Source organism: Dickeya fangzhongdai, from assembly GCF_002812485.1.
Classification (GTDB): Bacteria; Pseudomonadota; Gammaproteobacteria; order Enterobacterales; family Enterobacteriaceae; genus Dickeya; species Dickeya fangzhongdai.
Window position 1 is genome coordinate 184192 of the sequence record NZ_CP025003.1, and the last position, 24260, is coordinate 208451.

The 24260-nt window shown below is 58.9% G+C and carries 22 protein-coding genes; 13 read left to right on the forward strand and 9 right to left on the reverse strand.

Features of this window, described 5'->3' with window-relative positions:
• The first annotated feature begins 72 nt into the window (after positions 1 to 72).
• The 3 genes from CVE23_RS00840 to CVE23_RS00850 are packed head-to-tail and all read left to right on the forward strand — an operon-like array spanning position 73 to position 3508.
• Positions 73 to 1197 carry a glycosyltransferase family 4 protein gene (locus tag CVE23_RS00840; RefSeq protein ID WP_038663493.1) on the forward strand — a complete coding sequence of 375 codons (1125 nt, stop codon included), beginning with the start codon at positions 73 to 75 and terminating at the stop codon, positions 1195 to 1197.
• Positions 1194 to 2300 carry a glycosyltransferase family 9 protein gene (locus CVE23_RS00845; protein ID WP_100848682.1) on the forward strand — a complete coding sequence of 369 codons (1107 nt, stop codon included), beginning with the start codon at positions 1194 to 1196 and terminating at the stop codon, positions 2298 to 2300. Before CVE23_RS00840 ends, CVE23_RS00845 begins: the two co-directional genes overlap by 4 nt.
• Positions 2300 to 3508 carry an O-antigen ligase family protein gene (locus CVE23_RS00850; RefSeq protein WP_038920562.1) on the forward strand — a complete coding sequence of 403 codons (1209 nt, stop codon included), beginning with the start codon at positions 2300 to 2302 and terminating at the stop codon, positions 3506 to 3508. Before CVE23_RS00845 ends, CVE23_RS00850 begins: the two co-directional genes overlap by 1 nt.
• Positions 3509 to 3602: 94 nt before the next feature.
• On the opposite strand, the gene CVE23_RS00855 is transcribed toward CVE23_RS00850, so the two are convergent.
• From CVE23_RS00855 to rfaD, 5 genes are read right to left on the reverse strand one after another with little or no spacing between them, the layout of a single operon-like run.
• Positions 3603 to 4721: a glycosyltransferase family 4 protein gene (locus CVE23_RS00855; RefSeq protein WP_100848683.1), complete on the reverse strand. Its 1119-nt coding sequence runs from the start codon at positions 4719 to 4721 to the stop codon at positions 3603 to 3605.
• A complete protein-coding gene (gene rfaQ / locus CVE23_RS00860; RefSeq protein WP_100848684.1) occupies positions 4718 to 5803 on the reverse strand; it encodes a putative lipopolysaccharide heptosyltransferase III in 1086 nt (361 codons plus the stop codon). Before rfaQ ends, CVE23_RS00855 begins: the two co-directional genes overlap by 4 nt.
• A 12-nt stretch (positions 5804 to 5815) precedes the next feature.
• A complete protein-coding gene (rfaC, locus tag CVE23_RS00865; protein WP_100848685.1) occupies positions 5816 to 6787 on the reverse strand; it encodes a lipopolysaccharide heptosyltransferase RfaC in 972 nt (323 codons plus the stop codon).
• Entirely contained in the window at positions 6784 to 7836 is a 1053-nt protein-coding gene (gene rfaF, locus CVE23_RS00870; protein ID WP_038920558.1) for an ADP-heptose--LPS heptosyltransferase RfaF, read from the reverse strand. Before rfaF ends, rfaC begins: the two co-directional genes overlap by 4 nt.
• Before the next feature lie 30 nt (positions 7837 to 7866).
• Positions 7867 to 8799, reverse strand: coding sequence for an ADP-glyceromanno-heptose 6-epimerase (rfaD, locus tag CVE23_RS00875; protein WP_049855326.1), 933 nt, complete (start codon positions 8797 to 8799; stop codon positions 7867 to 7869).
• A gap of 262 nt (positions 8800 to 9061) precedes the next feature.
• Here rfaD and CVE23_RS00880 point away from each other — a divergent pair, with 262 nt between their 5' ends.
• The gene (locus CVE23_RS00880; RefSeq protein ID WP_100850380.1) at positions 9062 to 10258 is read left to right on the forward strand and encodes a glycine C-acetyltransferase; all 1197 of its coding nucleotides are present in this window, start codon (positions 9062 to 9064) and stop codon (positions 10256 to 10258) included.
• Positions 10259 to 10268: 10 nt separating this feature from the next.
• Complete coding sequence (gene tdh, locus CVE23_RS00885) at positions 10269 to 11291, forward strand: L-threonine 3-dehydrogenase (RefSeq protein WP_100848686.1); 1023 nt, start codon at positions 10269 to 10271, stop codon at positions 11289 to 11291.
• A gap of 37 nt (positions 11292 to 11328) precedes the next feature.
• Here tdh and CVE23_RS00890 read toward each other — a convergent pair whose 3' ends face one another.
• Entirely contained in the window at positions 11329 to 12234 is a 906-nt protein-coding gene (locus CVE23_RS00890) for a divergent polysaccharide deacetylase family protein (protein WP_100850381.1), read from the reverse strand.
• Between the two features lie 41 nt (positions 12235 to 12275).
• Positions 12276 to 13550 (reverse strand): murein hydrolase activator EnvC, encoded by a 1275-nt coding sequence (gene envC / locus CVE23_RS00895; protein ID WP_049842694.1) that lies wholly within the window; start codon positions 13548 to 13550, stop codon positions 12276 to 12278.
• 226 nt (positions 13551 to 13776) lie between these two features.
• Between envC and CVE23_RS00900 the strand changes: the two genes are divergently transcribed.
• From CVE23_RS00900 to CVE23_RS00925, 6 genes are all read left to right on the forward strand, one after another.
• The gene (locus CVE23_RS00900) at positions 13777 to 14208 is read left to right on the forward strand and encodes a rhodanese-like domain-containing protein (protein ID WP_038663462.1); all 432 of its coding nucleotides are present in this window, start codon (positions 13777 to 13779) and stop codon (positions 14206 to 14208) included.
• 99 nt (positions 14209 to 14307) lie between these two features.
• The gene (gene secB / locus CVE23_RS00905; protein ID WP_038920553.1) at positions 14308 to 14778 is read left to right on the forward strand and encodes a protein-export chaperone SecB; all 471 of its coding nucleotides are present in this window, start codon (positions 14308 to 14310) and stop codon (positions 14776 to 14778) included.
• Positions 14778 to 15797: an NAD(P)H-dependent glycerol-3-phosphate dehydrogenase gene (gene gpsA / locus CVE23_RS00910; protein ID WP_038920552.1), complete on the forward strand. Its 1020-nt coding sequence runs from the start codon at positions 14778 to 14780 to the stop codon at positions 15795 to 15797. The genes secB and gpsA overlap by 1 nt, the downstream gene beginning before the upstream one ends.
• Before the next feature lie 130 nt (positions 15798 to 15927).
• Positions 15928 to 16749: a serine O-acetyltransferase gene (gene cysE / locus CVE23_RS00915; protein ID WP_013319915.1), complete on the forward strand. Its 822-nt coding sequence runs from the start codon at positions 15928 to 15930 to the stop codon at positions 16747 to 16749.
• Between the two features lie 376 nt (positions 16750 to 17125).
• Complete coding sequence (gene pagP, locus CVE23_RS00920) at positions 17126 to 17731, forward strand: lipid IV(A) palmitoyltransferase PagP (protein ID WP_038921156.1); 606 nt, start codon at positions 17126 to 17128, stop codon at positions 17729 to 17731.
• A 110-nt stretch (positions 17732 to 17841) separates the two neighbouring features.
• Positions 17842 to 18741 (forward strand): carboxylate/amino acid/amine transporter, encoded by a 900-nt coding sequence (locus CVE23_RS00925; protein ID WP_038921155.1) that lies wholly within the window; start codon positions 17842 to 17844, stop codon positions 18739 to 18741.
• On the opposite strand, the gene metR is transcribed toward CVE23_RS00925, so the two are convergent.
• Positions 18644 to 19582, reverse strand: a complete 939-nt coding sequence (gene metR / locus CVE23_RS00930; protein ID WP_049855330.1) for an HTH-type transcriptional regulator MetR — start codon at positions 19580 to 19582, stop codon at positions 18644 to 18646. The genes CVE23_RS00925 and metR overlap by 98 nt on opposite strands.
• A 104-nt stretch (positions 19583 to 19686) precedes the next feature.
• On the opposite strand from metR, the gene metE reads away from it, so the two are divergent.
• On the forward strand, positions 19687 to 21954 hold the full coding sequence (gene metE, locus CVE23_RS00935; protein ID WP_100848687.1) for a 5-methyltetrahydropteroyltriglutamate--homocysteine S-methyltransferase: 2268 nt from the start codon (positions 19687 to 19689) through the stop codon (positions 21952 to 21954).
• 168 nt (positions 21955 to 22122) lie between these two features.
• On the opposite strand, the gene CVE23_RS00940 is transcribed toward metE, so the two are convergent.
• Positions 22123 to 22950 carry a dienelactone hydrolase family protein gene (locus CVE23_RS00940; protein ID WP_049855332.1) on the reverse strand — a complete coding sequence of 276 codons (828 nt, stop codon included), beginning with the start codon at positions 22948 to 22950 and terminating at the stop codon, positions 22123 to 22125.
• Between the two features lie 287 nt (positions 22951 to 23237).
• On the opposite strand from CVE23_RS00940, the gene udp reads away from it, so the two are divergent.
• A complete protein-coding gene (gene udp, locus CVE23_RS00945) occupies positions 23238 to 23999 on the forward strand; it encodes a uridine phosphorylase (protein WP_013319909.1) in 762 nt (253 codons plus the stop codon).
• Positions 24000 to 24260: the final 261 nt, after the last annotated feature.

Genomic DNA, 24260 nt, shown 5'->3' on the forward strand with positions numbered 1-24260 from the left:
GGATTCTTCGCCAGCCTTCATGTATTATAGGCGGTTTATGATTTAAGGCTTATTTGATATAGGTATAAAAAGATGTTAGACACATCTTTAAATATATTACATACCGAGTCCTCTTGTGGTTGGGGTGGGCAGGAAATTCGTATTCTTACGGAGTCTCAGGGAATGATGAAGCGTGGCCATAAGGTCACCATTCTGTGTTGTCCGCACTCCAATATTTATCGTGAAGCGCAGGCGCGGGGTATTGCCGTGGTTGGGCTGCCGATCGAGAAAAAACGGTTGTCTTCCCTGCTGGCGCTGGTCGGTTGGCTGCGTCAGCACGGTTGCGCGTTCGATATCATCAATACGCACAGCTCCACCGATGCCTGGCTGGTCGCGGTCGCCGGGCTGATGCTGGGAAAACGGGTGCCGCCGATGGTGCGTACCCGCCATGTTTCCACCGACATCAACCGTTCGCTGACCACCCGCTGGCTGTACATGACCGCAACCCGCCACATCGCCACCACCGGCGAACGGCTGCGTCAGCAGTTGCATCGCGACAATCGCTATCCGTTGTCGCATATGACCTCGGTGCCGACCGGCATCGACCTGAGCTTTTATCGTCAGGCTGCCCGGCAGAGCGCCCGTCAGACCATCGGCGTGCCGGATCGGCCGACGCTGGGTATTCTGGCGACCATGCGTTCCTGGAAAGGGCACACCTATCTGCTGGAGGCCTGGCAGACGCTGGCGAAGGATTTTCCGGACTGGCAGTTGCTGATGGTGGGCGATGGGCCGCAGCGTCAGGCGCTGGAGCAGCAGGTCGCGTCGATGGGGCTGGCCGATCGGGTCATTTTTCTGGGCAACCGCGACGATGTGCCGGATTGCCTGAACAGCATGGATCTGTTTGTGCTGCCCTCCTACGGCAACGAAGGCGTACCGCAAAGCATTATGCAGGCGATGGCCTGCGGCTTGCCGGTGGTGTCGACCACGGTCGGCGCGATTGACGAAGCGGTGGTCAATGAACAGACCGGCTATTTGATCACGCCCAAAGACACCGCGTTGCTGGAACAGAAATTGCGTCAACTGATGGGCGACGATGCGTTGCGCGCCCAATTTGGCGAAGCGGCGCTCAAACGCGCGTCCGAGCAGTTTGGCGCGGATATCATGCTCGACCGAATGACCACTATTTTCCGGAACAGCCTGCGGTCGACTCGTTCATGAGTAAATTTTCCGCCCGGTTGCGGATTTTTCCGCGCGGTCTGCTGCAGTTGCTGAAAAAGCCCTGGCGTCGCGCGCCGACAGCGGTGAAACGCATTCTGGTCGCCCACAATCTGTTGCTGGGCGATACCGTGATGCTGACGCCGTTGCTGGCCAAGCTGCGGCGTAATTATCCACGGGCGGAAATCGTGCTGCTGTGCAAGCCGCCGTTCGTCGAGGTTTATCGCCTGAATCCCTACGGCGTAGTGCCGATGCCTTACCAACCCGCTTCGGCGTCGTCGGTGTCGGCGATTGTTAACAGCGGACCCTATGATCTGGCGTTGATTCCAGGCGACAACCGCTATAGCTGGCTGGCGCTGGCGGCGGGCAGCCGTTGGATCGTTGCGCATCGACCTGCGCTGCGTAATGCCAAGAGCTGGCCGGTCAATGAATATCGAGACTATCCGGTTGAACCGATGGCGTGGGGCGACGCGATGGCCGCCCTGACGGACGGCGCGTTGCCCGCGCCTCAGCGCTGGTCTGCGCCGGCGTGCGATTTTTCCTCGCCGGAGTCGCCTTTTGTCGTACTGCATGTCGGCGCCAGCAATCCGGTGCGTTTCTGGCCGCCGGAGCGCTGGCTGGCGTTGGCGGATTGGCTGGCGGCGCAAGGTTACACCCCGGTATGGAGCGGCGGCGGCAATGAACGGTATATCGTTGACGCGATTGACCCGGAACGGCGTTATCGCAGTTTTGCCGGTGAGTTGTCTTTGTCGCAACTGCTGACGCTGCTGGCGGGTTCGAAAGCGCTGATCTGCGCCGACACCGGCGTGGCGCATCTGGCGAAATGGGTCAATACCCCGACCATGACGCTGTATGGTCCGGGTAATCCGGTCGCGTTTGGTCCCGGCCGCTTCTGGCAGAATAACCCGATTATCAACATCGGTTTCCACCCGATTCCTTGTCGCGACCAGCACACGCTATTTGGCCGTGAATTGTCCTGGCTTGAACGGTGCAATCGGAATGAAACGCGCTGCCTGCAGTTCTGCGACGGGCAGTCAGCGTGTATGCAACAGATTTCCCTTCCTGAGATTCAGACGGCTTTTACCCATTTGTTGAGAAAGATTTAATGACAACTCAGTTATCGTTTAACACCCGACGTACCGATAATCGCGGCCTGTATTTTCTCAGTGCGCTGGCTATTTTTGTTAACCCGTTGGCCGAAGCGCCTAAAAACATCGCAATGGCGCTGTTGCTGCTGTGGGTGATCGTTCAGGCGGTCATGAATAAAAAAGAGCGCCAGTGGTCAGGGTGGGATCTGTTTTTTGCCCTTTACATACTCTCGTATCTGGTTGGCCTGCCGTTTTCCGCTTATCACACCGATGTGCGTTCTCTGACCGATGTAGCCCGTTATATGCTGTTCGGCTGGGTGATCTATCATGCCAGTTTCAGCGAAAAGCAGAAAATCGGTCTGGTGTTCTGGGCCACGCTGGGGACATTCGTCGGTCTGATTTATGGCGCGTGGGAACACTTTTACCTCGGCAGGGAAACGTACTGGACGCTCAACTCGGTTGGTCATGTGAATCACGCCGCCATCTATAACGCTATTATTTGCGGGATGGCGTTGACGGTTCTGTTCAGTTACTGGTCGATGTTGGGCGTTGGCAAACGACTGATGTGGATAGCCATGCTGGCGCTGTCTCTGGTCTATGTGGCGTTTGGTGAAAGCCGGGCGACCTTCGGGGCCGTTCTTGTGGTGGCGCTGGTTTTGGGAGTAGGGTTCGCCAGAAAAAATAAAAAATTTCTGCTGCTGCCTGCTGTCTTTATCGCCGGGTTAATTGCGGTTGCAATCCTCAGTAATGCGCGCGTTGTGGTAAAACAGGAGCAAAATGCTTCGGATAACAATGTATTGAGTTATCGTGATGTTATCTGGAGTTCAGCTCTTGATGTCTTCAAACAGCATCCTTTCTTTGGTGTAGGGAAAGAAAACTTCGAGAAAATCGACATCAATAAATGGCCAGATAAGCCACTGTTCACACATGTTTCTCATGCCCATAATATCTTTATCAACGTGCTGGCGGAAAACGGCGTCTGGGGCGCTTTTTGGGTCTTCAGCCTGTTTGGCGCGATGGGCGTGACGTTGGCGCGTTATATACCGAAGAAAAATGCGTTGCCGGTTTCCTGGCTATCGTGGGGGGCGGCCTGCTCGGCATTGGTGGTCACGCTGGTGGTCGGGTTGGTTAACACCACTTTCCATCATGAACATGCCAATCTGAGCATGCTCTGTTTTGCACTGTGGCTGAGCCAGTATCGCTACGATCGTCAGCGTTTTATCTGATCCGACAGCCGGGTCATGGACGTAACGTCGGCCGTGACCCGGCTTCTTTTACCGAAAGGCATACGCCGAAAATCGCGGCGCACCCGGTATAGCATCAAATCAACTGTTCATAGAGTTTGAGCATGTTATCGCTCAGAAAGCGCAGGTCGTAGCGTTCCACTTTGGCTCTCGCCTGCTCGCCAAACCCGCCGAACCCGGTTTCGCAAGCCTGTCGTACCGACTGGCGCAGGCCGTCATAGTCCAGCGAATCGCAAACAAACCCGTTCAAACCTGACTGGATAAACTCTTTGCCGCCGCACTGTTGTGACGTAATCACCCCCAGTCCGCTGGCCATCGCTTCCAACACCACATTCGGGAACGGGTCGTACAGCGTCGGCAGCAGCAGCATATCCGCCGCGCCGTAGTAGGGCCGGGTATCCGGCTGCATACCGACGAAATGAACCCGATCGGCGACGCCGAGCCGCCGGGCCAGACGCTGATAACGACGACTGTGCTTATCTTTCCCCACCACGATCAGGTGCGGATGCTGAGGAACGCCGCTGATGGCGTGGATCGCGCCCGCCAGCCCTTTGCGCTCGAAACCGGAACCGACAAACAGCATCACTGGCGCGTTTTGCGGTACACCCAGTTGCTGACGCAGCGCGTGTCGGTAGGTCGCGCGCAGGTCGGGGGTAAAGGTGTCGGTGTTTACCCCGTTGTAAATCAGCTGAATTTTATCGGCAGGCACGCCAAAGTAGTGGCGAATTTCATCCGCCACCATCTGCGAGTTGCAGATGACGGCTTTCAGCGATGGATGCTGATACATCGCCTGCTCCTGCGCCATCACATAGCGGTGAAAACCGGACCACCACAGCAGACGTCGCTGCAACGGGTTGAGAATCCGCGAACGCTGGGTAAGCCAGGACTGATGAACGCCGTCGCCGGCGCGGTAAATATGGCAGCCTGGAATCCGTTCGTGGCTCTGCACCAGATCGAACGCGGCGAAGTGCTGCTGAGCAGCCTGTGCGAACGCGCTCTCGCGCTGGACCCGGCCGGTGATGCGCGGGTTACAGATGATAACGCTGCGGTTGACCTGTTCCGCGCCTTCCCAACTGCGGGTGATAACACTGACATCCAGTGAACGGTGGTTGCTGAGCGCGTCGAGCGCCCTGGAAACGAAGCGCTCCGCCCCGCCGTCCGGTCGGTATTTCTGCCGCACGATCGCCAGTTTCATCCCTGTGCCTCCAGCAGTGCCGAATCAACCGCCAGCAACACCTGCTGAACGCTGATTTGCTGCAGACAGTCGCTAACCTTGCTGCCGCCGCAACCGTCTTTACCGCAAGGGCGGCAGGGATGGCGGTCGGAGACTATCACCCGGTTGACGGTCATCCACGGCGCCCATTCGGTGTCTCCGCTGGGGCCGAACAGCGCCACCACCGGCGTTTGCATCGCAGACGCGATATGCATCGGCACCGAGTCCACGCCCAGCAGCAATTGTGCTTTGCCGATCAGGCTCGCCAGCTGTTTGAGCGTCAACTGGCCGGCCAGATCCAACACCGGATGGGTCAGGCGCGACTTGATGTCGGCGATCATCGCCATTTCGCTTTCCGCCGGCGAAGCGCTTAGCACGATGGTGTGGCCGCGTTCGCACAGGGTGTTGATGGCTTCCGCCATCGCGCTGCTCTTCCAGCATTTGAACAGCCAGCGCGATGTTGGATGAACCACGATGAAGGGTTGTCCCTGCCATTGCTGGGCCCGCAGTTTCTGGTCTACCGCCTGATCGGCCTCCTCGCCGGCGATCAGTTGTAACCGACGCGCTTCCGGTTCCGGCTGGATCCCCAGTACTCGCAGGGTATCCAGATGGGATTCCACCGTGTGGCGGCGCGGAATGCGCGGTACGCGATACTGAAACGTCTTTTTCCAGAACGACAGTTTGTCGCGTGCGCTGTTGCGAAAGGTGACGCCGAGCGGGATGCCCGCCAGACGCGCGATCCATAAACCGCGCATACTCTCGGTCAGGTGAATGATGGCGTCATAACGTTGCGCCCGCAGCGTTTTCAGCAGCGCCCACTCTTTCGCCAGATGACCGAACGGCCCAAGTTTTTTCCATTTTTTGTCGACGGTATAAAGCTGGTCAATCGCCGGATGCAGCGATAGCATTTCCGCCGTGTCGGCAAACACCAGCGCGTCGATTTGGGCGTCCGGGTAATGCTGACGCAGAATGGAAAATAGCGGCGATGTCAGCAGCACATCGCCATGATGGCGGAATTTGGTAATAAGGATTCGCCGGAGTTCAACCTTACGCGGTGAGGTCACAGTAAAACCGCCTTATTCAGTCAAGAGAGAAGCACAGTGCTGCCACACATCGGCGGCGCGGAGATCCGCCAGATTGCGGCTGCCTGCCGGACGGCAGACATGCTGGTTTTGGCCGTAGCCGCCAATCAACCCCGGATCGGTCGGGCCGTACAGCGTGATGTTGGGGCGGTCGAGCGCGGCGGCGAGGTGACTGAGCCCGGTATCCACCGAGACCACGGCTTTTGCGCCCGCCAGTATGCCTGCGACCTGTTCCAGAGTAAGCCGGGGCAGCACGTCTACGTGAGAAAACCCGGCTGCCAGTCGCTGCGCCCGCTGGTGCTCGTGCTCCGCGCCCCAGGGCAATTTGATGCGCAGTCCGCGAGGTTCGGCCAGCGCGATCAGTTCGCGCCAGTGCGACTCCGGCCAGTGTTTTTCATCCCGGGTGGTGGCATGCAGAAACACCAGATACGGCTGGTTGTCGGCGGGCTGTGCCGACAGAAAACGCGCCGCAATGGCGTAATCGCCCTGTTCCGTCGGTTTACGGTAATTCAGGCTGACGGAAAACAGCTCCCGGATGCGTTCTACCGCGTGCTGCTGGCTGGCGATCGGATGTCGATACTGATAAAACCAGCTGGCCAGCGGCTCGCGGGCGCTTTTCCAGTCCAGCCCATGCTTGTTGCCGAGTGCCTGGCGGGTCACCAGCACCGCGCTTTTCAGCAGCCCCTGCGCATCGATGACCGCATCATAGCGTTTTTCCCGCAGCTGTGTTTTGAATGCGGCCCGCTCGGCGCGGGTTTCACGGCTGAACCAGCTTTTGCGCCAGCGGCGGATTGCCACCGAAATGACGCGATCAACCGCCGGGTGCCAGCCGGGGATCTGGGCAAAACCTTCTTCCACCACCCAGTCGAACTGGATGCCGTGAATCACCTGCATCGCATCGGTGAGTGCGGGCAGGGTGTGCAGCACGTCGCCCATGGAAGACGTTTTGACGATCAATACCCTCATGCAGGCTCCCCTTTGGCGGGCAGATAGCGTGACAGGGCGTCCAGCACCTGTTGCGGCTGAATATCGATCAGGCTCTGATGATACCCTTGTTCGGCATCGCCCTTGCGCACCCGGTGATAACCGGTGATCAGGCGGATGACCTCGGCCTGGTGGGAGAGCGGCGGGGTGAAGTCCGGGCTGCTGGGGCCGTACAGCGCCACCAGTGGGCGGTTGAGCGCTGCTGCCACGTGCATCAGACCCGAGTCGTTGCTGACGATCGCCTGACAGGCGGCGATCAACACCACCGCCTGATCCAGCGCAGTCTGCCCGGCCAGATTGAGACAATGTTCGCGGGCATCGGCACTCAGGGTTTGACGGATGTCCTCACCTGCCTGACGGTCGTTGTTCGAACCGAACAAGATGACCTGATAACCTTGTTCAATCAGCGTTTGTGCCAGCGAACCGTAGTGGTAATGCGGCCAGCGTTTGGCCGGGCCGAACTCGGCGCCGGGGCAGAAACCAATCAGCGGCCGGGCGTCGGTCAAATTAAAGGCGGCGGTGACATCCGCAATTTCGGCGTCATTCACCGCCAACTGCGGCCACAGTAAAGGCTGAGGCAAATCAGCGGCGGTATGAATGCGGGCACGGTCATAAGCCAGCGCGACATAGCGCTGCACCATCAGCGGGAAAGCGGCTTTGTCCAGAACCCGTAGGTCATTGAGCAGACCGTAACGCATTTCACCGCGCCAGCCGGTGCGATGCGGAATATCGGCAAAAAAAGGCACCAGCGCCGATTTGAAGGAATTGGGCAGCACATAGGCGCGATCGTATCGCTGCTCGCGCAGCGATACGCCCAGTCGCCGACGTTCGCCGAGCGCCAGCATGCCGTGTCCCAGCGGCATGGGCAATGCCTGATGTACTTCGGGCATGCGCGCCAGCAGCGGGCGACACCAAGCCGGCGCCATCACATCGATGATGGCGTCCGGGTGTTCGGCCTTCAGGGTGCGGTAAAGACTGTGCGACATCATCATGTCGCCCACCCAGGAAGGGCCGATAACCAGAATTTTCATACCGTTCGTGTTTCCTTACGGCAAAGCGAATCAGGCGTTGCGGTTCAGCCAGGCCAGGTAGTCGGCGACCCCTTCCGCTACGGTTTTGAACGGCTTTTCATAACCAGCGGCGCGCAGGTTGGTGAGGTCTGCCTGCGTGTAGGACTGATAGCGGCCTTTCAGTTTTTCCGGGAAAGGGATGTATTCCACGCCGTCTTTCTGGTGGTAGGCCAGTACGGCATCCGCCACGGCCTGGAAGGACTCGGCACGGCCGGTGCCGCAGTTGAAGATGCCGGAAACTTCGTGTTGCCAGAACCACAGGTTCACCGCCGCCACGTCGCCGACATAGATGAAATCGCGTTTGAAATTTTCGCTGCCGGCGAACAATTTGGGTTTTTCACCCTGATTGATCTGGTTATTCAGGTGGAACGCCACGCTGGCCATGCTGCCTTTGTGGCCTTCGCGCGGCCCGTAGACGTTGAAGTAGCGAAAGCCGCAAATCTGTGAGCTGGTTTGCGGCAGAATTTCACGCACATACTGGTCGAACAGGAACTTGGAATAGCCGTAAACATTCAGCGGCTGCTCATATTGACGCTCTTCCACGAAGTTGTCGGTGCGGCCGCCGTAGGTAGCGGCAGAAGAGGCATACATGAATGGAATTCCACGCTCCAGGCAGTAGTGCAACACGTCCTTGGAGTACTGATAGTTATTATCCATCATGTACTTACCATCCCACTCAGTAGTGGAGGAACAGGCGCCTTCGTGGAAAATAACCTCGATATCGCCCAGATCGTCTCCGGCAACGATGCTGGCGAGGAAGTCTTCCTTATCCATGTAGTCGGCGATGTCCAGATCAACCAGATTGGCGAACTTGGTGCCATCCTTAAGGTTGTCGACCACCAGAATATCCCGATACCCGTCATCATTCAGCGCTTTTACGATATTGCTGCCGATGAAACCAGCGCCGCCAGTTACGATAATCATGGGAGTTACCTGCTATCTTGCTGGTGGAGCACCGCGCTCCACACCTATTGGCCGCTATAATAGCATTTCGACGCATCACAGACATCCTGTGCGGATTTTCCCGCCGTTTCTTGCCAGGCGCTTCGCATTTCCGGCGTGATCACTGTGGCATTTTGTGGCTGACCTGTCAGCCCGGCTCGCATTTCTCCACTACCTTTACCTCCATAAGGCCTACCGCCGCTCGGCGGAAATTCCGATGACGGACGAAAAGGAGAGCCGCGCCATGCCTGATGCGTTTTATCACCAACTGACCGCCCAGCTTGCCTCGCTGCACGACGAGGGACTGTTTAAGGATGAACGGCCGATCACCACAGCGCAGCAGGCGCACATTACGGCGGCGGACGGCGGCGAGCTGATTAACTTCTGCGCGAACAATTATCTGGGGTTAGCCAATCACCCGGCGGTGATTGCCGCGGCCAAAGCCGGGCTGGATAGCCACGGCTTCGGCATGGCGTCGGTACGTTTTATCTGCGGTACGCAGGATATTCACCAGATGCTGGAGCGCCGGCTGGCGGCGTTTCTCGATATGGAGGATGCCATCCTCTACTCCTCCTGCTTTGACGCCAACGGCGGGTTGTTCGAAACCCTGATGGGGGAAAACGACGCGATTGTGTCCGATGCGCTCAATCATGCGTCGATCATCGACGGTATTCGCCTGTCAAAAGCGCGCCGTTATCGTTACGACAATAACGATATGCATCAGCTGGAGGCACGGTTGCAACAGGCCCGGTCGGAAGGGGCGCGTAATCTGATGATTGCCACCGACGGCGTGTTTTCGATGGACGGCGTGATCGCCAATTTGCGCGGTATTTGCGATCTGGCGGAGCGCTACGACGCGCTGGTGATGGTGGATGACTCCCACGCGGTGGGATTTGTCGGCGAACAGGGACGCGGCACCCATGAATACTGCCAGGTGATGGGGCGGGTGGACATTATTACCGGCACGCTGGGCAAAGCGCTGGGCGGTGCGTCCGGCGGCTATACCGCCGCCCGGCGGGAGGTGGTGGCGTGGCTGCGTCAGCGCTCCCGGCCGTACCTGTTTTCCAATTCGCTGGCGCCGTCGATTGTGTCGGCGTCGATCAAGGTATTGGACCTGCTGCAGGATGGACAGGCGCTGCGTCGGCGTCTGTGGCATAACGCCAGTCTGTTTCGTCAGCGGATGACTGAGGCGGGGTTTACGCTCGCGGGCGCAGATCACGCCATTATTCCGGTGATGCTGGGCGATGCCCGGCTGGCGCAGGCATTCGCGGCGGCGTTGCGACAGGAAGGCATTTATGTCACCGGTTTTTTCTACCCGGTGGTGCCGCACGGGCAGGCGCGCATCCGTACCCAGATGTCGGCGGCGCATACGCCGGAGCAGATTGAACGGGCGGTGACGGCGTTTATCCGGGTCGGCCGCCAACTGGGCGTGGTGAAGTGAGGAGACGATGATGAAAGCGCTGGCGAAACTGCGCCCGGAACCGGGCATCTGGCTGACTGACGTTTCCGCGCCGGAACCGGGCCACAACGATGTGATGATCAAAATCCGTAAAACCGCCATTTGCGGCACCGACGTGCATATCTACAACTGGGATGCGTGGTCGCAGAAAACCATCCCGGTGCCGATGGTGGTCGGGCATGAGTATGTCGGCGAGATCGTGGCGATAGGGCAGGAAGTGGAAGGGTTCAGGATTGGCGATCGGGTGTCGGGCGAAGGGCATATCACCTGCGGCTATTGCCGTAACTGCCGCGCCGGACGCCGTCATTTGTGCCGCAATACCTCCGGCGTCGGTGTCAACCGGCCGGGCGCTTTCGCCGAGTACCTGGTGATTCCGGCGTATAACGCGTTCCGTCTTCCGGCGGCGATTCCCGATGACATCGCTGCTATTTTCGATCCGTTCGGCAACGCGGTGCATACGGCGCTGGCGTTTGATCTGGTGGGTGAAGACGTGTTGGTAAGCGGCGCGGGGCCGATTGGCGTCATGGCGGCGGCGGTTTGCCGCCATGTCGGCGCCCGTCATGTGGTGATTACCGACGTCAATGACTACCGGCTGGCGCTGGCGCGGCGGATGGGCGTTAACCGGGCGGTGAATGTAGCGCGGGAATCGCTGACCGACGTGATGCGGGAACTGGGTATGACCGAAGGATTTGACGTCGGGCTGGAGATGTCCGGCGCGCCGGCGGCCTTGCGCACGTTGCTGTCGGTGATGAACCACGGCGGTCGCATCGCCATGCTGGGTATTCCGCCGGAAGCCGTATCGGTAGACTGGAGTGACATCATTTTCAAGGGGCTGGTGATTAAAGGTATCTACGGCCGTGAAATGTTTGAAACCTGGTACAAAATGGCGGCGTTGATCCAGTCCGGACTGGATCTGTCGCCGATCATCACCCATCGCTACGCCATTGACGATTTCCAAAACGGGTTTGATGTGATGCGCTCCGGCCAATCCGGCAAGGTGGTGCTGAGCTGGTAACCGGCCGCGCCGCCGATAGACGACGCGGCTCGCCGTATTACCCCAGCCAGGTCTGCCAGTGCTGTTTCAGATAGCTGACGGCGGGGCTGGTCGCCAGATTATGTCCAAGCTGCCGCCACAGATCCGACTGAGAGATCGCCGGCAGCGGCTGTTTGATCGCGCAGACCTGAATAGGGCGCAGCCGTTTTTGCGCCGGGGCGGTCGGTTGCGACGCAAGGTACGTCGGCACCGGCGCATAGCGCGGTTCCGGTTCGTTCAGCAATTGACTGGGGCGCACCAGTACGATATCGGCCGGCAGCGTCGGCAACATCTGCTGCAACACCTGAATGGTGGTGGGGTGAGGGTGGCCGATGGCGATGGCGTACCCGCTGCGTTGCGCGATCTCCACCGCCCGGCTGAACTGACGCCGAATGTCGGCAACGTTCTGGGTGTCGTCCAGGAAGACCTTGCGTTTGAGTACCTTGATGCCGGTACCGGCCGCCGCCTGGGTGGCCTGACTGCTGCCGATGGTCATGCTGTCGAGGAAATAGAAGCGGTAGGCGGTCATCGCCTGCATCACCTTCTGCATGCCCGGCAGGCTGGCGGTCATGGCGCTGCCCATGTGGTTGTTCAGCCCGACGGCGTAAGGCACCTTGTTGACCGCATCGCGCAGGATGCGCGCGATTTCCTCGCTGCTCATGTCCGGGCGCAGCGTGTCACGCTCCAGCGGCTGCTTGCTCATCGGCGCCATCGGCAGGTGAATCAACACTTCTCTGCCTTGCGCATGGGCCTTGGTCGCCATGTCGCGGGCGTATGGCGCATTGGGCAACACGGCCACGGAAATGGCGGTGGGCATCGCCAGCACCTGATTTTCGTTATGCGGGCGGTAGCCGAAATCGTCGATCACCAGCGCCAGCTTGCCCGCCCAGACGGGAAGGGCCAGCAGCGTGCCGGTGAGCGTCATGCCGGTGAGAGTCAACAAGCGGGAAATTAATGGACGCAAACCTACCTTCCTAGCCAGGGTAAGGGGTTGACCGCCTGTCCCTGACGTCGAATTTCAAAATAGAGGGCGGGCTGATTCTGCCCGCCGCTGTTGCCGACCAGCGCCACCGGCTGACCGGCTTTCACCTGCGCGCCTACCGAGACCAGCGCGCTCTGGTTATAACCATACAGGCTCATGTCGCCCCTGCCGTGTTCCAGCACCACCACCTGACCATAGCCCTGCAGCCAGTCTGCCATCAGCACGGTGCCGTCGGCGATGGCGCGCACCTCGGTACCTTCGGATGCGCCGATCACCAGCCCCTTCCAGCGCAGTTCGCCCTGCAACGGTTCGCCGAAACGGTGCAGCGTGCGGCCGCGCACCGGCCATACGTACTGGCCGGCCGGCTGACCCAGACCGCCGGTGCGCGCCATCAGCGAACGCTCCTGCTCGGTGGGTTTGTAACTGGCGCCGCTGCGTTTGGCCTGTTCTTCTTTTTCACGTAGTTTGGCTGCTTCGCGTGCTTCTCGCTCCGCTCGCGCCCTGGCTTCCCGTTCCGCACGCGCGATCTGGTCGCGCAAACGGGTTTCGTTCTGACGCAGTTCCGTCAATTGTTGCTGGTCTTTTTCCAGTGCGTTTTCCAGTGCGCCCAACGTCTTCTGACGTTCGCCCTGCGCCTGTTCCAGCGTTTTCTGCTGCTGCTGTTGGTCGCCGAGCAGGCGTTTTTGCTGCGCCTGTTTCTGCTCCAGTTGCTGTTTCTGGCTGGCAAGCTGCGTACGGGTTTGCTGTAACGCGGTGATGGATTGCTCGCGCGCCTGATTCAGATAATTGAAGTAGGCGAGGATGCGCTCGCGCCGCTGGCTTTCCTCACCGCTGAGGATCAGTTGCAGGGCGCCATGCTGGCCCTGACGGAACGCGGCATCCAGCTGTTTCGCCAGCAGGGTTTCCTGCGTTTTCTGCTGGGTTTGCAGTTTGGCGATGGAGGCGCTCAGGCTGCCGACATCCTGATTCAGACGTTCAAGGGTGGCGCGGGTGTCGCGTAGCTGGCGGGTGGACTGAGCGATCGACTGTTCCTGCTTTTTCAGTTGCTCAAGCAGGGCGCTGCGACGTTGCTGCTGTTCCCGGACGCTTTTTTCCTTCTCTGCGATGTCTTGCTGCAGGGATTTCAACTGCTGCTGGCCGTCGTCGCTCCAACTGGGGCACGGCAACAGCAGCACGCCGACACAAAGCACACTGGCGCACCGGATTAACAGTTTGTCACGACCCGTCGGCAACGGTACAGAGAACGCTTTTTTGCTCATGGCGAAAGATTATTCCACGATGAACAGCGCCTTACCAGTTGTCTCGTCAGGGATTTCTATTTCCATCCATGACAGCGAGCGGCCCTGGATCCTACGGATAAATGCAATCCGCCGCGCATAATCATGACGCGATGTTGGCTTACAGGCTGTAATTGCGGTATCGCATAGGTATACTCAGACACCCTGTATTTGAATTGCTTAACTGATTTCGGAGTCGTTACACCCCATGCAAGAGATTATGCCATTCATCAGCCGACACCCGATTCTGAGCGTGGCCTGGATTGCCCTGCTGGTCGCGGTCATTGTGCTTACGGTGAAGAGTAAACTGTCCAAGGTAAAAGAAGTGGCTCGTGGTGAAGCGATCCAACTGATTAATAAAGAAGATGCGGTGGTGGTAGACACCCGTAATCGCGATGATTACCGTCGTGGACATATCGCCGGCGCCATCAACCTGTTGCCGAACGACATCAAAAACGGCAGCCTGAGCGAGCTGGAAAAACACAAAGCGCAGCCGGTGATTGTGGTGTGCGCCAACGGCATGGCATCTCGTGAATCGGCAGAGAATCTGTTCAAAGCCGGGTTTGAGCGCGTCGTGATCCTGAAAGACGGGCTGGCTGGCTGGAGCGGCGAGAACCTCCCGCTGGTGCGCGGTAAATAATGCGACGCCCCGTCAGAGGGGAGTCTGTTTGTGTTATGGCGTGTCCTTCCTGGCGAAGGGAAGCGCGCAAGGAAATCTAACGAAAGGGTATTATTCAACATGTCTGAACAAAACAACGGCGAACTGACTTTCCAGATCCAGCGTATCTACACCAAGGATATTTCTTTCGAAGCGCCGAACGCGCCGCAGGTGTTCCAGCAGGAATGGAACCCGGAAGTCAAACTGGATCTGGATACCGCATCCACCCAGTTGGCTGACGATGTGTACGAAGTGGTGCTGCGCGTGACCGTGACCTCCACCCTCGGCGAAGAAACCGCGTTCCTGTGCGAAGTGCAGCAGGCGGGTATCTTCACCGTCTCCGGCATCGAAGGCACCCAACTGGCCCACTGCCTGGGCGCTTACTGCCCGAACGTGCTGTTCCCGTACGCGCGCGAGTGCATTACCAGCCTGGTGTCCCGCGGTACCTTCCCGCAGTTGAACCTGGCTCCGGTTAACTTTGACGCTCTGTTCATGAACTATCTGGAACAGCAGGCAGGCCAGGACGGCACCGCTCAGACGCTGGATGCCTGATGAACCCGTCTGATGCAGCAATGACGGTAGTCGGTGCCGGATCTTACGGCACCGCGCTGGCGATCACGGTGGCCCGCAACGGCCACCGTGTGGTGCTCTGGGGCCATGACCCCGCTCATATTCAGGCGTTGCAGGCCGCACGGTGCAATCAGGCGTTCCTGCCCGACGTACCGTTCCCGGATACCCTGCAACTGGAAGCGGACCTGTCGCAGGCGTTGGCCGCCAGCCGCAACATTCTGGTGGTGGTGCCGAGCCATGTGTTTGGCGATGTGCTGCGCCAGCTCAAGCCCCATCTGCGGGCGGACGCGCGACTGGTGTGGGCTACCAAGGGGCTGGAAGCGGAAACCGGTCGTCTGTTGCAGGACGTCGCCCGCGAAGCGCTGGGTAATACGATCCCGCTGGCGGTGCTCTCCGGGCCGACTTTCGCCAAAGAGCTGGCGGCCGGGTTGCCTACTGCGATTGCGTTGGCATCGACCGATCAGCCGTTTTCCGACGATTTGCAACATCTGCTGCATTGCGGCAAAAGTTTTCGCGTCTACAGCAACCCTGATTTTATCGGGGTGCAGCTGGGAGGCGCCGTGAAGAACGTGATCGCCATCGGCGCCGGCATGTCTGACGGCATGGGGTTCGGCGCCAATGCGCGTACTGCGCTTATCACCCGCGGTCTGGCCGAAATGACGCGGCTGGGCGTGGCGCTGGGGGCCGACCCGACCACGTTTATGGGCATGGCGGGCTTGGGCGATCTGGTGCTGACCTGCACCGACAACCAGTCACGCAACCGTCGTTTCGGCATGATGCTGGGACAAGGGATGGACGTGGTCAGCGCCCAGAACCAGATTGGTCAGGTGGTGGAAGGCTACCGTAATACCAAGGAAGTGATGGCGCTGGCGCAGCGCTACGGTGTGGAAATGCCGATCACCGAGCAGCTCTGGCAAGTGCTGTATTGTGGTAAAGACGCGCGTGAAGCGGCGTTGAGCCTGCTGGGCCGGGCGCGCAAAGACGAAAGCGCCAGCCTGTGACGGCAGGGCATTGTTCGGGCTTCCCTTGGGAGGCCCGTTGTTGTTTTATGCTGATAGAGCTTTGTGCAGTAGCGCGTCGTGCAGTTGTAAGTGAAGCGGTGGGTTGACGGTTTTTCAAAGAGGTGTCGCGATGTCGAATGATGAGCTGGAGCTGGTTTGGAAAAACATTAAGGAAGAGGCGCGCAGTCTGGCGGAATGCGAACCGATGCTGGCCAGTTTCTTTCACGCGACGCTGCTGAAACATGAGAATCTGGGCAGCGCATTGAGCTACATGCTGGCGAATAAGCTGGCTAACGCCATCATGCCGGCGATTGCCATCCGTGAAGTGGTGGAAGAGGCCTACCGCGCCGAACCGCAGATGATTGCGTCCGCTGCCCGCGACATTCTGGCGGTGCGCCTGCGCGACCCGGCGGTGGATAAATACTCGACGCCGCTGCTCTACCTGAAAGGATTTCATGCTCTGCAGGCTTACCGTATCGGCCACTGGCTGTGGCGGCAGGAACGGCAGGCGCTGGCGATTTACCTGCAGAACCAGATTTCAGTGTCATTTGGGGTGGATATCCACCCGGCGGCGCGCATCGGTTGCGGCATCATGCTGGACCACGCCACCGGTATCGTGATCGGTGAAACCGCCGTCGTGGAAAACGACGTTTCCATCCTGCAATCGGTCACCCTGGGCGGGACCGGCAAGACCAACGGCGACCGTCATCCCAAGATTCGGGAAGGGGTGATGATCGGCGCGGGCGCTAAGATCCTGGGTAATATCGAAGTGGGATGCGGCGCCAAGATTGGCGCGGGGTCGGTGGTTTTGCAGCCGGTGCCGCCGCATACCACTGCCGCCGGCGTGCCGGCGCGAATTGTTGGCCGCCCGGAAAGCGATAAACCCTCGTTGGATATGGACCAGTACTTCAACGGCTCGTTGCGCGGTTTCGAAGACGGCGACGGCATCTGATATTTTTCCGGCCTGTCTGCCCGGCAAGCCGGATAACCGGATTTTTTCACCCTAGCCTCTGCGGGCTCCTCTCTTTTTCTATCTGGCTGGCAAAGTCGGCGCGGTAGCTTTTTAGAACACATTAGTACCGCAGGAATACTCTGTTGTCCGCGCGTTATCCCCCTTATTGTGGCAAATCGCCTGACTTGGTTGTTTCTTCTACACTTTGTCTAGGAAGTCTCTCAAAAGTGCCGGATTAGCCCAGTGGTTTGGCTTTAGTTGTATTTAATATCGCGAAAATCGTTGTATATCGGTGGTCGGACCATAAACCTCTGGACATAAACGCCAGACCACCTGACCTGCCGGTCATTGGTAATTCGCTTTGGACATGTTGTTTATGCAATTAAAATTGACACCACACACTTGCCTCTTTGCGCTGTCTGCCCTGTTATCTACCCCGGCATTTGCTGCCGCGCCGTCTGGCGAAAATACGGCGTCTGATGTCGTTGAAAGCGGCGCGGAGCCGGGAATCTGGCGGCGCGCCGGCGATAATCTGTCGGAGACCTGGCATCACTGGCAGTCTCAGGATCTGTATGTGCCGGTCATGACCTGGCATAACCGCTGGACTTACGACAAGACGAAGACCGACAGGTACAACGAGCGTCCCTGGGGAGCAGGCTATGGCGTATCCCGGCTGGATCGCGATGGCGACTGGCACAGCCTGTACCTGATGGCGTTCAAGGACTCTTTTAACAAGTGGGAGCCTATCGGCGGCTATGGCTATGAAAAACGCTGGCGGCCGCTGGAAAATCAGGATTTTCAGTTGGGGTTGGGTTTTACCGCCGGGGCCACCATGCGGGACAACTGGAAATATATCCCGATCCCGGTGCTGCTGCCGCTGGCGTCGGTCAGTTATCAGCGCCTGTCTCTTCAGGCTACTTACATTCCCGGCACGCATAATAATGGCAACGTGTTCTTCGCCTGGTTGCGCTGGCAATTTTGATTAATTGATTGGTTGTATTTTATTCTCATGTAAACCAAGTTGAGGAAAATACGGCCACGTAACTCGACTACAATGCTCTTCCTGTTAACAGCGATAGAGTGAGTTACGCCGTGCCGTTATTGATCATCACCACGATTTTGTGGTCGTTTTCCTTCAGCCTGATTGGCGAATACCTGGCCGGCCAGGTTGATAGTTGGTTCTCCGCTATGTTTCGGCTGGTACTGGCGGCGCTGGTGTTTCTGCCTTTCCTGCGCTGGCGCGGCTATTCCCCCAAAGTGTTGGGGCTGTATCTGCTGGTGGGCGTTTTCCAGCTTGGCGTCATGTATCTGTTCCTGTTCCGCAGTTACCTGTACCTCAATGTGCCGACGATTCTGCTGTTTTCGGTGATGACGCCGCTGTACGTCACGCTGATTTACGACCTGCTCAGCGGGCATCGCCTGCGCTGGGGCTATGTATTCAGCGCCTTGCTGGCTGTTCTGGGCGCCGCTGTGATCCACTATCACGGCGTGAGCGAACATTTCTGGTGGGGGCTGCTGCTGGTACAGGCGGCCAATGTTTGTTTTGCCGTGGGGCAAGTGGGGTATAAACGGCTGATGGAAGTGCATCCGATGCCGCAGCACAGCGCCTTTTCCTGGTTCTACCTCGGCGCCGCGCTGGTGACGCTGGTAGCCTGGGCGCTATTCGGCAATCTGACCAAACTGCCCACCGCACCGGTGCAGTGGGGGGTGCTGGCGTTTCTTGGCGTGGTGGTGTCGGGTCTTGGCTATTTCATGTGGAACTACGGCGCGACTCAGGTGGACGCCGGTACGTTGAGTATCATGAACAACTTTCACGTCCCGGCCGGGTTGCTGGTCAATTTCGCGTTCTGGCAGAAAACGCCGAACTGGACCAGCTTTCTCATCGGTTCTGCGATTATTGCGGTTGCTTTGTGGGTGCACCGGCGTTGGGTCGTGAAGCGTCCCGCACAAACGGCAGATGCTCGCAGGCATGCTGGCGCGCGGAGCGAATAAACGCTTCGATAACCGGCTGACGCTGCTCGCCATCGCGAACGGCGGCGTACAGCCGGCTCCACAAGCCTTCTCCCAGGGTTTTGGTGACGACCAGCCCCTGACGTTCAAAGCTCTCCACCACCCAGTGCGGCAGCGCGGCGATGCCCATGCGCGCCGCCACCATCTGGATCAACAGCAAGGTATTGTCTACGCTTTTTAGCGACGGGCTGACCCCCGCTGGTTGCAGAAAGTGGCGCCACACATCCAGCCGCTGACGCTGCACCGGATAAATCATCAGCGTTTCCTGCGCCAGATCCTCAGGCGCAATCACGGCTTTGGCGGCCAGCGGATGATCCGGCGACAGCACCAGCCGTACCTCAAAGTCGAACATCGGCGAGTAGTGCAAGCCGCTGCGCGGCAGAATGTCGGAGGTCATCACCAGGTCCAGCTCGCCTTGTTGCAGCGCAGGTTGCGGGTCGAAAGTGACGCCGGATTTGAAATCCATCACCACTTGCGGCCAGCTTTGGTGGAAGTTCTCCAGCGCCGGCGTCAGCCACTGAATACAACTGTGACACTCGATCGCCAGCCGCAAGGTGGTCTGATGCGGCTCGTTGCATGCCTGCAGCGCCTGCTGTATCTGCGGCAGGATCTGCTCGGCCAGCTGCAGCAGAATTTCCCCCTGCGGCGTAAAGCGCAGCGGCTGGCTCTTACGGACGAACAAGCGGAATCCCAGCCGTTGTTCCAGATCGCTGAACTGATGCGACAGGGCGGATTGCGTCTGATGGAGCTGTGCGGCGGCGGCGGCTAACGATCCCGTGTTGCGCAGCGCCTGCAGCGTCCGTAAGTGTTTAAGTTCGATCATGAGAGTCCTTCACAGTGACAGTGAATAAATTGCGCTTGTACTTACTACACTACCTGCGGATTATGGATGTGTAAACATCTGGACGGCTAAATGGGAATTCAAGCATGGCAATTTTAAATCACACTCTCGGTTTTCCGCGCGTCGGTCTGCGTCGTGAACTGAAAAAAGCACAGGAAAGCTATTGGGCAGGGAACAGCACGCAGGAAGAGTTGCTGACCGTGGGCCGTGAGTTGCGTGCCCGTCACTGGCAACAGCAGAAAGACGCCGGCGTGGAATTGCTGCCGGTAGGCGATTTTGCCTGGTACGACCATGTGCTGACCACCAGCCTGCTGCTGGGGAATGTACCTGCCCGTCACCAGAATGCGGATGGTTCCGTCGATCTGGATACCCTGTTTCGTATCGGCCGTGGCCGCGCACCGACCGGTGAGCCGGCCGCCGCCGCTGAAATGACCAAATGGTTCAACACCAACTATCACTACATGGTGCCGGAATTCAGCAAAGGCCAGCAGTTCAAGCTGAGCTGGACCCAACTGCTGGATGAAGTGGATGAAGCGCTGGCGCTGGGCCACAAGGTGAAACCGGTGCTGCTGGGTCCGGTGACCTACCTGTGGCTGGGCAAAGTCAAAGGGGAAGCCTTCAATCGTCTGGATCTGCTGAACGCGGTGCTGCCGGTGTACCAGCAGGTGCTGGCCGAACTGGCTAAACGCGGCATCGAGTGGGTGCAGATTGACGAGCCGCTGCTGGCGCTGGAACTGGACGCCGAGTGGAAAGCCGCTTTCAAACCGGCTTACGATGCGCTGCAAGGGCAGGTGAAACTGCTGCTGACCACCTATTTCGACAGCATCGGCCAGAATCTGGACGTGATCACAGCGCTGCCGGTACAGGGTCTGCATGTCGATCTGGTGCACGGCAAAGACGACGCCGCGGCGCTGAACGCGCAATTGCCGGCTGACTGGGTGCTGTCGCTGGGCGTGATCAACGGTCGTAACGTGTGGCGCGCCGATCTGGCGAGCTGGTTCGAACGCCTGCAACCGCTGCTGGGTAAACGCGCTCTGTGGCTGGGCAGCTCCTGCTCCCTGCTGCACAGCCCGATCGATCTCAGCGTCGAAACCCGTCTGGACGAGGAAGTGAAAAGCTGGTTCGCCTTTGCGATTCAGAAGTGTCAGGAACTGGCGCTGCTGACCCGCGCGCTCAACAGCGGCAACGGCGACGAACTGGTGGCTTACAGCGCGCCGATCCGCGCCCGTCGCACCTCTACTCGCGTTAACAACCCGGAGGTGGCGAAGCGTCTGGCGGCGATCACCGCGCAGGACAGTCTGCGTCAGAATCCGTACCCGGTACGCGCCGACGCACAGCGTGCGCGTTTCAACCTGCCGGCCTGGCCGACCACCACTATCGGTTCGTTCCCGCAGACCACCGAAATCCGCAGCCTGCGTCTGGACTTCAAACAGGGTCGTCTGGACGGTCAGAACTACCGTATCGGCATCGCCGAGCACATTAAACAGGCGATTGTGGAACAGGAACGTCTGGAGCTGGACGTACTGGTGCACGGTGAAGCCGAACGTAACGACATGGTGGAGTATTTCGGCGAACATCTGGATGGTTTCGTGTTCACCCAGAACGGCTGGGTACAGAGCTACGGTTCCCGTTGCGTGAAACCGCCGGTGGTGATTGGCGACATCAGCCGTCCGGAGCCGATCACGGTCGAGTGGGCGAAATATGCCCAGTCGCTGACCGACAAGCCGGTGAAAGGCATGCTGACTGGTCCGGTCACCATTCTGTGCTGGTCCTTCCCGCGTGAAGACGTCACCCGTGAAACCATCGCCAGGCAGATTGCGCTGGCGCTGCGCGACGAAGTGGCGGATCTGGAACAGGCCGGCATCGGCATCATCCAGATTGACGAACCGGCGCTACGTGAAGGCTTGCCGCTGCACCGCTCCGACTGGGCTGCTTATCTGGAGTGGGCGGTCGATGCGTTCCGCCTGAACGCGGCGGTAGCGAAAGACGACACCCAGATCCACACCCACATGTGCTACTGCGAATTCAACGACATCATGGATTCCATCGCGGCACTGGATGCGGACGTGATCACCATCGAAACCTCGCGTTCCGACATGGAACTGCTGGAATCGTTCGAAGAGTTCGAGTACCCGAATGAAATCGGCCCAGGCGTGTACGACATTCACTCGCCGAACGTGCCGAGCGTAGAGTGGATTGAAGCGCTGCTGCGCAAAGCGGCCCAGCGTATTCCGTCCGAACGTCTGTGGGTTAACCCGGACTGCGGCCTGAAAACCCGCGGCTGGCCGGAAACCCGTCAGTCGCTGGCGAACATGGTGCAGGCAGCGAAACGTCTGCGCGAAACCGCCGAGTAAGTTAGCGAAAACAGTCAGTAACCGAACACGGTGATGAGGAATGGCGCAAAGGATGACAGGACGCGCGTGAACCACAGGATGTGACGCACAGGGCCGGGACGTTCCGCATCACCGCCTGACATGAAAAAGGGAGACGATAGCGTCTCCCTTTTTACATTTGTTGCGGGGTTACACCACGCCGTAGCGGGCGAACCACTCCAGCATGCGTTGCCAGCCGTCTTTGGCCGAGGCTTCGTGGTAAGTAGCGCGGTAATCGGCATGGAAAGCATGCTCCGCTTCCGGGTAGACCACGATCTCCGCATCGGCATTGACCGCCCGTAGCGCCTGACGCATGGTTTCCACCTGCTCCAGCGAAATGCCTTTATCCTGCCCGCCGTACAGGCCCAGCACCGGCGCGCTCAGGTCTTTCGCCACGTCCACCGGGTGTTGAGGCGAGGTCAGCGTTTTTTCGGCGACCAGTTTGCCGTACCAGGCGACGGCGGCTTTTAACTGCGGATTGTGCGCAGCGTACAGCCAACTGATGCGGCCGCCCCAGCAGAAACCGGTGATCGCCAGCCGACTGGCGTCGCCACCCTGGCGCACCGCCCAATGCGCGGTGTGGTCGAGGTCGGACAGCACCTGATTATCCGGCACCTTGCTGACCAGTTCGCTCAGCAGTGTGGGAATGTCGCTGTACTGTTGCGGGTCGCCCTGACGGAAATAGAGTTCCGGCGCGATCGCCAGATAGCCTTGTTTTGCCAGTCGCCGGCATACATCGCGGATGTGCTCATGCACGCCAAAGATTTCCTGCACCACCAGTACGATCGGCAGCGGGCCGTCGGCTTTTTCCGGTTTGGCAATATACGCGGGCAGGTTGTCGCCCTGCGAAGGGATGGTGGTCTCGCCGGCGACCAGCCCGGCGGCGTCAGTAGTCATCGCGGAAGAAGCCAGCGGCATGACGGCTGGCGAAAATGCCCGTGTGGTCTCTCTGAGTGTCAGTAGCTCATCGGTTTTCATTGCCTTTCCTTTATCAAGACTGGAATCTGCCAGCGGGATAATGCCGCCCCCGCGTTAAGCAAGTGTAGGAACTTTGTAGTGTATTGCGAATACCGGCAACCCGATAAGGCAATCGGTGCCACATTGCGTGACGCAACGTCGGGTGATTACAGTTTAAATTGTGATTAAAATCACAATATTAATGTAAATGGATGTTTGTTACTTTCCAATCAGCGACGCACTTCACTTAACGGCCGCAGTGTGTGCGCTAAGATCGTTCCGTACCTGACCGTTGTCTGGAGGCGTTTATGTCCGATGTATTTCATCTCGGTTTAACAAAGCAGGATTTACAAGGTGCCACGCTGGCGATTGTGCCCGGCGATCCGGCTCGGGTGGAGAAAATCGCCCGGCTGATGGAGAACCCGGTGTTTCTGGCATCGCATCGGGAGTTCACTTCCTGGCGCGCGGAACTGGCGGGTAAGCCGGTGATTGTTTGTTCCACCGGTATTGGCGGCCCGTCTACGTCGATTGCGGTAGAAGAGCTGGCGCAACTGGGTGTGCGCACGTTTCTGCGTGTCGGCACCACCGGCGCCATCCAGCCGCATATCGCGGTGGGCGATGTGCTGGTGACCACGGCGGCGGTTCGTCTGGACGGCGCCAGCCTGCATTTTGCGCCGCTGGAATTCCCGGCGGTGGCGGATTTCGCCTGTACTTCCGCGCTGGCGGAAGCGGCGCGTGAAGCGGGGGCGACGCTGCATGTCGGCGTTACAGCTTCTTCGGATACCTTCTATCCGGGCCAGGAGCGTTACGACACCTATTCCGGCCGCGTGGTGCGCCGTTTCCAGGGGTCAATGGCGGAGTGGCAGAGCATGGGCGTACTGAACTATGAAATGGAGTCCGCTACGCTGCTGACCATGTGCGCCAGTCAAGGGCTGCGCGCCGGAATGGTGGCGGGCGTGATTGTCAATCGTACTCAGCAGGAAATCCCCGATACCGCTACGATGCAGAAAGCGGAACACGCGTCGGTCAACGTAGTGTTGTCGGCGGCCCGCAAACTGCTGAGCGCCTGAGTGTGATTCAATCGCCGGGCGATATGTTCGGCGCGGGCGGTACGATATGGCCGAGCCTTCGTACCGCTTTTTCTGTTTCCGCGGGGACTTCTCTCGCGCGGTTCATCTGCCTGCCCGTCTTCATGCTAATTTAATTGTCAGGTCTGATAATACGAATCGGTTTCCATCATTCGACGGTGAGTCAACCGTAATCATTCAGCATTGATAACTCCGTATCGATAACGAATTATCGGTAACTAAATATCGAGAACTACAGGGAAA

Coding starts and splice junctions, on each gene's coding strand:
- CVE23_RS00840 (WP_038663493.1), top strand. CDS start 73: ATGTTAGACACATCTTTAAATATATTACATACCGAGTCCTCTTGTGGT.
- CVE23_RS00845 (WP_100848682.1), top strand. CDS start 1,194: ATGAGTAAATTTTCCGCCCGGTTGCGGATTTTTCCGCGCGGTCTGCTG.
- CVE23_RS00850 (WP_038920562.1), top strand. CDS start 2,300: ATGACAACTCAGTTATCGTTTAACACCCGACGTACCGATAATCGCGGC.
- CVE23_RS00855 (WP_100848683.1), bottom strand. CDS start 4,721: ATGAAACTGGCGATCGTGCGGCAGAAATACCGACCGGACGGCGGGGCG.
- rfaC (WP_100848685.1), bottom strand. CDS start 6,787: ATGAGGGTATTGATCGTCAAAACGTCTTCCATGGGCGACGTGCTGCAC.
- rfaF (WP_038920558.1), bottom strand. CDS start 7,836: ATGAAAATTCTGGTTATCGGCCCTTCCTGGGTGGGCGACATGATGATG.
- rfaD (WP_049855326.1), bottom strand. CDS start 8,799: ATGATTATCGTAACTGGCGGCGCTGGTTTCATCGGCAGCAATATCGTA.
- CVE23_RS00880 (WP_100850380.1), top strand. CDS start 9,062: ATGCCTGATGCGTTTTATCACCAACTGACCGCCCAGCTTGCCTCGCTG.
- tdh (WP_100848686.1), top strand. CDS start 10,269: ATGAAAGCGCTGGCGAAACTGCGCCCGGAACCGGGCATCTGGCTGACT.
- CVE23_RS00890 (WP_100850381.1), bottom strand. CDS start 12,234: ATGACGCTCACCGGCACGCTGCTGGCCCTTCCCGTCTGGGCGGGCAAG.
- envC (WP_049842694.1), bottom strand. CDS start 13,550: ATGAGCAAAAAAGCGTTCTCTGTACCGTTGCCGACGGGTCGTGACAAA.
- CVE23_RS00900 (WP_038663462.1), top strand. CDS start 13,777: ATGCAAGAGATTATGCCATTCATCAGCCGACACCCGATTCTGAGCGTG.
- secB (WP_038920553.1), top strand. CDS start 14,308: ATGTCTGAACAAAACAACGGCGAACTGACTTTCCAGATCCAGCGTATC.
- gpsA (WP_038920552.1), top strand. CDS start 14,778: ATGAACCCGTCTGATGCAGCAATGACGGTAGTCGGTGCCGGATCTTAC.
- cysE (WP_013319915.1), top strand. CDS start 15,928: ATGTCGAATGATGAGCTGGAGCTGGTTTGGAAAAACATTAAGGAAGAG.
- pagP (WP_038921156.1), top strand. CDS start 17,126: ATGCAATTAAAATTGACACCACACACTTGCCTCTTTGCGCTGTCTGCC.
- metR (WP_049855330.1), bottom strand. CDS start 19,582: ATGATCGAACTTAAACACTTACGGACGCTGCAGGCGCTGCGCAACACG.
- metE (WP_100848687.1), top strand. CDS start 19,687: ATGGCAATTTTAAATCACACTCTCGGTTTTCCGCGCGTCGGTCTGCGT.
- CVE23_RS00940 (WP_049855332.1), bottom strand. CDS start 22,950: ATGAAAACCGATGAGCTACTGACACTCAGAGAGACCACACGGGCATTT.
- udp (WP_013319909.1), top strand. CDS start 23,238: ATGTCCGATGTATTTCATCTCGGTTTAACAAAGCAGGATTTACAAGGT.